Annotated in this window: 6 protein-coding genes and 1 pseudogene; 4 read left to right on the forward strand and 3 right to left on the reverse strand. The window is 66.8% G+C overall.

Translation table 11 applies throughout. The features are described from left to right. Nucleotides 1-86: 86 nt before the first annotated feature. Complete coding sequence (gene menD / locus ACWELQ_RS29445; protein ID WP_452400292.1) at nucleotides 87-1,862, reverse strand: 2-succinyl-5-enolpyruvyl-6-hydroxy-3-cyclohexene-1-carboxylic-acid synthase; 1,776 nt, start codon at nucleotides 1,860-1,862, stop codon at nucleotides 87-89. A 469-nt stretch (nucleotides 1,863-2,331) separates the two neighbouring features. Here menD and ACWELQ_RS29450 point away from each other — a divergent pair, with 469 nt between their 5' ends. Next, complete coding sequence (locus ACWELQ_RS29450; RefSeq protein ID WP_452400293.1) at nucleotides 2,332-3,750, forward strand: carboxylesterase/lipase family protein; 1,419 nt, start codon at nucleotides 2,332-2,334, stop codon at nucleotides 3,748-3,750. 5 nt (nucleotides 3,751-3,755) lie between these two features. Here ACWELQ_RS29450 and ACWELQ_RS29455 read toward each other — a convergent pair whose 3' ends face one another. Continuing rightward, a complete protein-coding gene (locus tag ACWELQ_RS29455) occupies nucleotides 3,756-4,613 on the reverse strand; it encodes a cyclopropane mycolic acid synthase family methyltransferase (protein WP_452400294.1) in 858 nt (285 codons plus the stop codon). A gap of 229 nt (nucleotides 4,614-4,842) precedes the next feature. On the opposite strand from ACWELQ_RS29455, the gene ACWELQ_RS29460 reads away from it, so the two are divergent. Next, nucleotides 4,843-5,745, forward strand: a complete 903-nt coding sequence (locus tag ACWELQ_RS29460; protein WP_452400295.1) for an expansin EXLX1 family cellulose-binding protein — start codon at nucleotides 4,843-4,845, stop codon at nucleotides 5,743-5,745. A gap of 86 nt (nucleotides 5,746-5,831) precedes the next feature. After that, on the forward strand, nucleotides 5,832-6,749 hold the full coding sequence (locus tag ACWELQ_RS29465; RefSeq protein WP_452400296.1) for an alpha/beta fold hydrolase: 918 nt from the start codon (nucleotides 5,832-5,834) through the stop codon (nucleotides 6,747-6,749). 1 nt (nucleotide 6,750) lies between these two features. Here ACWELQ_RS29465 and ACWELQ_RS29470 read toward each other — a convergent pair whose 3' ends face one another. Continuing rightward, nucleotides 6,751-8,154: a WS/DGAT/MGAT family O-acyltransferase gene (locus ACWELQ_RS29470; RefSeq protein ID WP_452400297.1), complete on the reverse strand. Its 1,404-nt coding sequence runs from the start codon at nucleotides 8,152-8,154 to the stop codon at nucleotides 6,751-6,753. Between the two features lie 266 nt (nucleotides 8,155-8,420). Between ACWELQ_RS29470 and ACWELQ_RS29475 the strand changes: the two are divergent. After that, nucleotides 8,421-8,657, forward strand: a pseudogene (locus ACWELQ_RS29475) (cutinase family protein); the annotation flags it as partial.

Consider the following 8,657-nt stretch of genomic DNA (forward strand, 5'->3'; position numbering starts at 1 on the left):
GACGGCGGTGTCGGGGTCGTCGGGAACGAGCAGGGGAGTCAAGGGAAACGAAGGCATGGTGTCGTTGTCAGGCTTGGTGTCGGTCATCAGGAGTATTCGAGGTTTCCGGAGAGTTCTGGGGTCTGCAATGCCAGATCGATTGCGGCGTCGGCGACCTCGGCCGCCTCGAGGGCTGCCGTCGCGAAAGCCGCGTCGACCGCCTGTCGCGCGGTGGCGTGCACATCGCGCAAAGCGGTTCGCGCGACCGGGATTTCGAGCACCGACAGCCGTTGCGCGAAGCGCTCCTGCCGCAGTGCGATACCGAGATCGCCGAGCTCGACCCGGCGATGCGCGACGCCGTACGCGCCGCACAGCTGGGCGATGTCGACCTGCTGCGGGGTTCCGTAGATCCGTTCGAAGGTGTCGCCGTAGGGATCCTGCCGATAGCGGGCATGGCCCTGTTCGAGCAGTTCGAAGATGCCGCCGCCGGAATCGTTGGACACCACCAGGATCAGATTGCCGGGCACCTGCTCCAGCCGACCGAACTGCAAGCCCGAGGCGTCGTAGGCGAAGGTGAGATCGCCCAGCAGCGCCACCACCGTGCGATCGGGTGCCGAGAGCGCCGCGCCGATCGCGGCACTCACATTCCCGTCGATCCCGGCGACGCCGCGATTGGACAGCACTTGGACACCGGCGGGCACCACCCCCGCCAGCGACACATCGCGGATCGGATTGGACGCGCCCAGCCACAGCACGTCGCCGGAGCGCAGACCGGACAGCACGGCGCGGGCCACCCCGAGACCGATGCGGTGCTCGGCCGTCTCGTTCATGACCCGGGTCCACTGCCCGCGCACGATCCCGTCGGTGAGCTCGAGCTCCTCGATCCACGCCGGACTGGATTCACCGTGGAACCTCGGAGTGCCGGACAGCATTTCGATGTCGGGCGCGGCGTAGATCCAGTCGCCCGGTCCGCCCGCCAGCACCGCGCGCACGCCGTCGCGGGCCAGCAGCCGTCCGACATTGCGGTGCAGGGTCGGGCGGCCGTAGATCACCACCTGCTCGGGCTCGACGTAGTCGAGGACCCAGGGGTGCAGGCGGGGACGGTCACCGAGTTCGACGGTCGGCTCGGCCATGACGGGCAGGCGGGGCGGCAGCGCGGCGGGATCGGTGCCGTCACCGGCGATGATCAGGGTCGGGCGGGTCAGGTCGAGCGCCGCGGCGGAGTCGGTGCGGCGGGTCACGCCGGGCATCCTGATCCAGGGCGCGCCCTCGGAACGGCCTGGCGGACAGGCGATCTCACCGGCGGGCGGTAGCCCGGACGGCAGCGGGACATCGATCTGCACCGGGCCGGGACGCCCGAGCAGTTGCCCGGTCCCGATCCCCAGCGCACGGCACACCTGAGCGCGGAGCACGCCGTTCGTCTCCGGCCCGAACGATTCGCCCGACCAGACCTGCTGTACGTGCCGGGTCTGCGAGGTCAGCAGCGCGGTCTGCTCGACGGTCTGCGACGCGCCGGTGCCGAGCACCTCGGGCGGTCGATTGGCGGTGAGGAGCACCAGCGGCAGGTCGGAGTAGTTCGCCTCGGTGACCGCGGGCAGTAGGTTCGACACCGCGGTGCCGGAGGTCGTCACGACCGCCGCGGGCAGCCCGCTCGCCTTGGTGATGCCGAGCGCCACGAAGGCCGCCGAACGCTCGTCGAGTCGCACCTGGAAATTGATTTCCCCGGCGCGCGCACGCCGTGCGAGTTCGAATCCCAGTGGGCCATTTCGTGAACCCGGGCAATAGACGAACCATTTCACGCCATTGCGCACGAGTTCGTCGATGACGACCGCGGAAATTACCGAAGGCAGGTTTTCGCGGTCGAAGGTGGAAAAACCATTCACGAAACTTCCCCAACCCTTCCACGTTACTGGTCATCCGACCGGCAACGTCATGGCGACACGCTAGCGGCGTGGCGGCGCGGTGTCAATTTGGGTCGAGGTTGAACAACTGTGCAGCTCAGCGTGTTTCGCCACGGACGAAGCGCGTCCCGAAGGCGGATCCTGACCGGCTGGTCAGGTCTCCTGTTCCCTTTCAGTTAACTGGTTCCGACGGTTGCGTAAACATGATTGGCACGGGATGTCAGTGGCCCCGATAAGGCGCGAATGGGCTCCGTCAGCGCGTCTATCTCGAGTGATCGGCGATCAGCATCGACTTCGCCCGGTGACAATTTGGCGTCGTTTGTCATGGTGTGCTTTCCGCGTGATCGGTATAATCGCGAGCCGCTACTTGATTGTTGTTGGCCGGTCCGCATGAGTGGCCGATCTCACGCCACTCGCCGGGCGGACACCCACACCCCGGTACGGGAGATACATGAATACCCGCAGCGGTACTGATCCGGAAATCCGTACGGCCGCCGGGGTTGTGCGTGGCCGATGGGAGGGCACCCTCGCGGTGTTCCGGGGCATCCCGTATGCCGAACCACCGTTCGGGCCCCGCCGATTTCGCTCTCCTGTTCGCGCACAAGGGTGGGACGGCATTCGCGTCGCCTCGGAATTCGGTCCGCCGGTACCCCAATCAACCTGCCCGGGCTCGGTGATGACCTCGCTGTACGGCAGCGCAACCGACGGTTCCGGCGACTGTCTGACCCTCAATGTCTGGTCGCCCGATCTCTCAGCCGCGGGCCTGCCGGTGATGGTGTGGATCCACGGTGGCGCCTACCGGGAGGGCACGTCCGGCAATCCACACCACGACGGCGCGACCCTCGCCAAGGCCGGCGTGGTGATGGTCAGCATGAACTACCGCACCGGCGTCGAGGGCTTCGCCCACATCGCCGGAGCCCCCGACAACCGCGGCATCCTCGACCAGGCCGCCGCACTGCACTGGGTCCAGGACAATATCGCCGAGTTCGGCGGCGACCCGGCCCACGTCACCGTCTTCGGCCAATCGGCCGGAGCCGGCTGCATCGCCGCACTGCTCGCAATGCCGTTGGCAGCCGGTCTTTTTCGCCGTGCCATCGCCATGAGTGTCCCGGGCACCTTCTTCACCCCGCGCCTCGCGGGTGCGGTCACCTCGGCGATCACCGCCGAACTCGGTGTCGGGCCCACCCTCGACGAAATGGCACCCATCCCACCGCGATCCCTGCTCGACGCGACGAACACGATCATCCGGAGAATGCCCGAGTTCGTCGACTCGTGGGGACCGATGGCACTGACCCCCACACCGTTCTCACCCGTCGTCGACGGCGACCTGCTGCCGCTGGCCCCCTGGCGAGCACTCGGCAGTGGCGCCGCGCGGAACGTCGACCTGCTGGTCGGACATACCCGCGACGAATACCATCTCCTCACACCACATTCCGCCGACGAAGCGGCCGCCAAACACCTCGCCGATTGGCTGTTCCGAATGCCCACCCTGCATCTCGCGGACGCCCGCCATCGCGGCGGTGGCAAGGCGTGGCTATACGAGCTGTGCTGGGCCTTCAACTCCGATGAAGGCGCCTCCCACAGCCTCGACTTCCTCCTCGTACTCGGCACCCTAACCCCCGCCGACGTACGCAATCACCCTGCCGCACACAAGAATGCCGCCTCCGAACTCGCCCCCGTCTCCCACAACATGCGCACCGAATGGGTCAACTTCGCCACCACCGGCAACCCAGGCTGGACACCCTACAACCCGAACTCCCGCCCCACCCGCCTCTACCACGCCGCCCCCACCACCCACCCCTACCCCGAGGAAACCTCCCGCCAAACCTGGTCCGCCCACCGATTCGACACCCTCGACCTGGCGGAGTGAAAAGGCTACTTCTGCAAGGTGAATTGCATGACGTCGAGGTGGCCGGCGCGGAAGTAGTGGGCGCAGCCGGTGAGGTATTTGAGGTAGCGCTGGTAGACCTCTTCGGAGGTGAGGCGGACGGCTTCGGGGTGGTGGGCTCGGAGGTTCTCGGCCCAGAGGTCGAGGGTGCGGGCGTAGTGGGGGCGCAGGGATTGGATGCGGGTGGTGCGGAAGCCGGCGGGTTCGGCGTTGCCGGTGACGGTGTCGGGTTGGGGGAGTTGGCCGCCGGGGAAGATCTCGCGCTTCATGAAGATGTGGAACAGGGCGTCGTCGCGGGTGACGGGGATGTCGGCGTCGCGCAGTTCGGCCAGGGTGCGGCCGATGATGGTGTGCAGCAGCATGCGGCCGTCGGCGGGCAGCAGGCGGTGGCAGCGGGCGAAGAACTCCGGATAGCGTTCCTTGCGGAAGTGCTCGAACGCGCCGATGCTGACGATGCGGTCGGCGGTCCCGTCGAATTCCTCCCAACCTTGCAGGCGCACTTCGGCTTCGGTGATGCCCAGCTCGCGCAGCTGGGTGCGGACATGATCGAACTGGTTGCGGCTCAAGGTGAGTCCGATGACGCGCACCCCGTAGGTGAGGACCGCGCGGATCATGGTCGACCCCCAGCCGCAGCCCACATCGAGCAGCGTCATGCCCGGTTCGAGTCCGAGTTTGCCGAGCGCCAGGTCGATCTTGGCCTGCTGCGCCTCCTCGAGGCTCATGCTCGCGCGCTCGAAGAACGCGCAGCTGTAGGTCATGGAGGGGTCGAGGAACAGGGCGTAGAAATCGTCGGACAGGTCGTAGTGCGATTGCACCTGCCGGTAGAAGGGTGCGAGCTGGGCCATGGCGGAACTCTCCTGAGGCGGGCCGACATCCGCGAGTGCGTTATGGGTGGACACCAGGACATACGAGGCGGAGCCGCCCCCGGTTCTACATCCATGACACACCGCCAACACGCCGTGTTTTTCAGTCCGAGTTTCCGATTCGAGCCCGCCGTAACGGCGGCGGCTGCTTTCCTGATGTGACGGGCAGCATCGCTTCAGCAAACACAATTCGGAGGGTTGGGGACCAGCCATGCACCGCACGGGGCTCGAAGAGGTCCATTCCGGCAGGCCGTGGTTGTGGACGATTCTGGCAGGAGCGGTGGTGGTAGGGCTGGCCACCTGGTGGATCCGGCCGCAGTCGCTGAGCTGTCAGGCTGCCACACCCACCACAACCGTTATCACGCTTCCCGCCGCACCCGTCCCGAGTTCGGTTACTCCTCAGCAGATTCAGCCTCCGGAGTCGCAGCCCGCGCCGCAACCGGGCGAGGCGCGCTTCTACGCCTTCAGTCAGGGCGTGGCCTGCTCGCTGCCGGATCTGCCGCTGGACGGCTACTACGTCGGGGTACCGACCGGCCAGTACAACGGTTCCGCCCCGTGCGGCTCCTACGTCGACATCGACGGCCCCCTCGGCAGTGTCCGCGCCGAGGTCGTCGACCGCTGCCCCGGCTGCGGCCCCAACCAATACGATTTGAGCCGTTCGGCTTTCGAGGCCATCGCCAACACCACCGACGGTGTCGCCCAGGTCCGCATCGGCCAGGTGCGCGACCCCAACCCGGCTCCGGAACTGGTGTACCGGGTCGAGCCGAGTTCCTCGCCCAGCTGGCTCGGGATCTTGTTCTCCGGCACCGGCAATCCGATCGCGCAAGTCTCCTTGAAGCCCGATTCCGGCGGCGACTATCTGCCGCTGCGCCGCGGCAACGACAACTACTGGAGTATTTCCGGCGCGGGCGCGGGCCCCTTCACCGCCGAAGTCACCGATGTCTACGGCCACGCCGCCTTCGTCTCCGGCGTCACGATCACCCCGGGTCAATTGCGCCACACCGGAATTCGCCTCTACGAGATCCCGGCCGAGCCGCCCGCCACCCCGCCCCCGCCGACCGCGCCGGTGGTCGTCACCACGGTGGTCGCCGCCCCCGCCCCCTGTAAACCGTAACCGGCCCCTCCCGGCCCGATATGGCATCATCAAGTGAAACGTGTTCCATTTTCGACCGCCGCAGCGGTGTGCCGGGAGGCCTTTCGATGACGAACCCCAGCCCGAATCCGACCGTGCCGACCGCCGTCCGCGGCCGCCGGCTGTCCCCGCGCATCTCCCGGCTGACCGAGGTGCCGCAGGGCCGCATGGTGGAACTGCCCGGTCGCGGCACCACCTACGTGGTGGACCTGGCGGGCCCGTCCCCGGACTCGCCGACCGTGCTGCTGCTGCACGGCATGGCCACCACCGCCATGCTCAACTGGTTCCCGTCCCTGCGCGAACTCAACGAGCGCTACCGCGTGGTGCTGTTCGACCAGCGTTGGCACGGCCACGGAATCCGTTCCGAGCGTTTCGATCTCGACGATCTGGCCGACGACGTGGTGGCAGTCGCCGACGCGGTCGGCGTCGAACGGCCCATCCTGGCGGGCTATTCCATGGGCGGCGTGGTCGCCCAACTGGTCGCGCACCGGCATCCGGATCGGGTGGGTGGGCTGGTGCTGGCCGCCACCACCTACCGCTTCCAGGAGAAGTGGCGCGAGCGCGCCTTCCACCGCGGTTGGGCGGCCACCGCGACCCTGTTCTCCGAATGGTCGTTCCGCCGTGCGGAACTGCGCCGCGACAAACTCCCCACGCTGCCGGAATCCTCCTGGCCGGTAGGCCGGATGGATCGCTGGGCCATGGCGGAACTACGGGCCACCAGCGGCTGGGCGCTCGCGCAGGCGCTCGTGGTGCTGGGGCAATTCGATTCGTCGGACTGGATCTCGACGCTGAAAGTGCCGACGGCGGTGGTGATCACCACGCGGGATCGGGCCCTGCCCGTCTTCCGTCAGCTGGAAATGGCGAAAGCGATTCCGGGAGCGGAGATCTTCCTCGCCAAGGCCGGTCACGCGGCCTGCGCACTCGAGGCGGACGTCTTTGTCCCGGTGTTCCTCGAGGCCGTTCAATCGGTGGTGGAGCGGCTGTAGCTCAGGCTTTTTCGCGGGCGGCCTTGAGCAGCTCGGTGATCACCTCGGGGACGGCGTCGCCGATCGCACCCACATCCGGCACCAGTTCCCGGCAGGCGATGAAGCCGAAATCCAGGTGCCCGTTGTTGGAGATGACGGTGGCGGTCAGGCCCGCGCCGTGGAACACCGGCCCGAACGGATACATCGATGCCACCCGCACGCCCAGGAAGTACATCGGGAAGTTCGGCCCGGGCACATTGGACACCACCAGGTTGTGCACGACCGGGTGATGCTCGGCGAGCTTGAACGAGGAGTACGCGCGCGCGGCCAGCTGGAAGGTGTTGGGCGGGGCGTATTGTGCCCAGTCCTGCAGGAAGTCGGCCCCGATGAGGTTGTGCTCCTCCTTGGCCCCGCGATTGTCCTCGGCGATGGCCTGCACGCGCGCCACCGGATTCTCGATATCGGTGTAGAGCCGCGCGAAGATGGTCGACACCTTGTTGGTGCCCTCCTCGTGCCGCGAGGTCTCGTGCGTGGACACCGGAACCGAGGCCAGCAGCGAGGTTTCGGGCAGCTCGTCGTGCAGTTCGAGATAGCTGCGCAACGCCCCGCCGACCACGGCCAGCACCACGTCGTTGACCTTCACCCCGAAGGCGGTCTTTATCTCCTTGATATCCGACAGCTCGGTCTGCACGAAGGAAATGGCGCGATGCGGGGTGATAGCTCGATTGAACGGCGTGCGCGGCGCGGTGAACGGCAACGGCATGCCGCGGCTGCCGGATTCGCGCCGCCGCTGCACCAGACCGCTCAGAATGCCGACGGTCTTGGGCACCATCCCGACCATGCCGAGCCGCCCCGGCAGCTTCAGCAGCGCCTCCCCGGCGAGCTGAAGATCATTGGGTTCCGGTTCGTCCGTGACGGTTTCGGCTGCGGGCGGGGTATAGCTGACCCCGGGCTGCATATCGCACAGGTGCATCATCATGTTGGTGCCGGTGATGCCGTCCACGATGGCGTGGTGGTACTTCGACACCACCGCCACCTTGCCGTACGGCAGGCCCTCGATGACCCACATCTCCCACAGCGGCCGGTTCCGGTCGAGGGGGCGTCCGGCGATGTCAGCGGCCAGTTCGGCCAGGCCCGCGTCACCCGCGCCGGGCGGCAGGGCCAGCCGCCGCACGTGGTAGTCGAGATCGAAGTTCGAATCCCGCACCCACACCGGATGATCGAGGTTGAGCGGCACGGCGTGCAGCCGCCGCGTCATGGCCGGGATGAGGTGCAGCCGCCGCCCGAGCTCGGCCTTGAAGGCCTCGTGCTCGAAGCTCACCCCCTCGGCGGCGGGATCGAGTATCAGCATTGCGCAGACGTGCAGCAGCTGGGTGTCTGTTTCGAGATAGAGGAAGCTCGCGTCGAGCCCGGTAAGTCGTTCCATACCAACACACTATGAGAACTAGTTCCATTTTGCGCGGCGTTCGCGGTGTGCTTCGAATCCCGTCCGATGCCATTTCGTAGCCCCAAAATAGCACGTAGATAACAAGTTTCATGATGAAACGGTTGGGTACCAATTAGGTGACTCTCCAGTAGAATTCGTTGCCGCCCGCTCCGTCCATTCCTACCTTGGGTCACATAGCCCGGTGATCAGTCTCTAGTCAATGACAAGAGTCACCGGGCTTCTCACAACGACGTGAGGTGAGGACAATGGGCGACCGGAAGGTACTGCTGCCTGGAAAATGGCGTACGGCATGGGGTCTCGCGGCGATGGTGACCATCGCGGCGACGGTGGTCCTGCCACAACCGACGGCCCACGCGGACGGATGCGCCGCCGTGGACGTCGTAGTGGCAAGGGGCACAGGCGAACCCGGCTGGCTCGGCAACGAGATCGGCGATCCGTTGTTCGGGATGCTGCAGGACCGGTTACCCCTCTCGGCGAGCGCG

The organism is Nocardia sp. NPDC004722 (assembly GCF_053601505.1).

Coding starts and splice junctions, on each gene's coding strand:
- ACWELQ_RS29455 (WP_452400294.1), bottom strand. CDS start 4,613: ATGGCCCAGCTCGCACCCTTCTACCGGCAGGTGCAATCGCACTACGAC.
- ACWELQ_RS29465 (WP_452400296.1), top strand. CDS start 5,832: ATGACGAACCCCAGCCCGAATCCGACCGTGCCGACCGCCGTCCGCGGC.
- ACWELQ_RS29450 (WP_452400293.1), top strand. CDS start 2,332: ATGAATACCCGCAGCGGTACTGATCCGGAAATCCGTACGGCCGCCGGG.
- ACWELQ_RS29470 (WP_452400297.1), bottom strand. CDS start 8,154: ATGGAACGACTTACCGGGCTCGACGCGAGCTTCCTCTATCTCGAAACA.
- ACWELQ_RS29460 (WP_452400295.1), top strand. CDS start 4,843: ATGCACCGCACGGGGCTCGAAGAGGTCCATTCCGGCAGGCCGTGGTTG.